The following is a 1,237-nucleotide window of genomic DNA, read 5'->3' on the forward strand; positions in this document are numbered from 1 at the left end:
CAGGAGGATGCCGGGGCAGACGCGGGGGGAGCGCCTGCCCCGGCACGAAGGTGCGCTAGGCCCGGGGGCTCATCGCGCTGATCAGCTCGTAGGCCACGTGGCTGGCCGCGACGGCGGTTAGCTGCGCGTGATCGTAGGCCGGGGCGACCTCGACGATGTCGGCGCCCACGATGTTCAGGTCGGCGAGGCCGCGGATCATCCGCAGCAGCTCGCGGCTCGTCAGGCCACCGGCCTCGGGGGTGCCGGTGCCCGGGGCGTGCGCGGGGTCGAGCACGTCGATGTCGATCGAGATGTAGAGCGGCTTGTCGCCGACGCGGGAGCGGATCTTCTCGAGGGTCGCGGGCACGCCGTGCTCCTCGGTGAACTCGGTCGTGACGATCTGGAAGCCGAGCATCGCGTCGTCCTCCAGGTCCTCCTTGCCGTAGAGCGGGCCGCGGATGCCCGCGTGCATGCTCGCCGTCATGTCGATGAGGCCCTCCTCGGAGGCGCGGCGGAAGGGGGTGCCGTGCGTGGTGGGCGCGCCGAAGTAGGTGTCCCAGGTGTCGAGGTGCGCGTCGAAGTGCAGCACCGCCACGGGCCCGTGCTTCTTCGTGATCGCGCGCAGCAGCGGCAGGGCAATGGTGTGGTCGCCGCCGATGGTCACGATCTTGCCGACGCGCTCGCCGAGCTCCGTCGCCGCGGCCTCGACCTGGGCGACGGCCTCCTCCAGGTTGAAGGGGTTGATCGACCAGTCGCCCGCGTCCACGACCTGCTGGGTCTGGAAGGGGGAGACGTCCTGGGCGGGGTTGTAGGGGCGCAGCAGGCGCGAGGCCTCGCGGACGTGGGCGGGGCCGAAGCGGGCCCCGGGCCGGAAGCTGACCCCCGTGTCAAAGGGGGCACCGACGACGGCGACGTCGGCGGCGGGGACGTCCTCGATTCGGGGCAGCTTCGCGAAGGTGGCGATGCCGGCGTAGCGCGGGGTCAGGCTGGCGTCGACCGGCCCCTGCGGGGTATGGGTGCTCATGAGTAACACGTCCCTTGTTGTCTAATGGGAAACGCCTGAGTCTTGCAGGTGAACTACGGTCACTCTACGCCCTGCCGCCCCCGTCGGCAAGTACCGTGCGAAATGGGTCGCGAAACGCTCGTTCCCGGGGTGCGGGTCCCCGGGAACGAGCGGAATGAGCGCCTAGTCGCGCCGCTCGTTCGATTCCTCGTCGGTGGCGGTCCGTGCGGGCTCGGCGGCGTCGGGAGACGCTGC

General features: G+C 71.0%; 1 protein-coding gene. It reads right to left on the reverse strand.

The annotated features are described in order from the left end of the window. Positions 1-55 precede the first annotated feature (55 nt). Positions 56-1,003: an agmatinase gene (gene speB / locus OOT08_RS12560; RefSeq protein ID WP_325093086.1), complete on the reverse strand. Its 948-nt coding sequence runs from the start codon at positions 1,001-1,003 to the stop codon at positions 56-58. Between the last annotated feature and the right edge of the window lie 234 nt (positions 1,004-1,237).

The organism is Leucobacter sp. M11, from assembly GCF_035726885.1.
In the GTDB taxonomy this organism is placed as follows: domain Bacteria; phylum Actinomycetota; class Actinomycetes; order Actinomycetales; family Microbacteriaceae; genus JAPFRB01.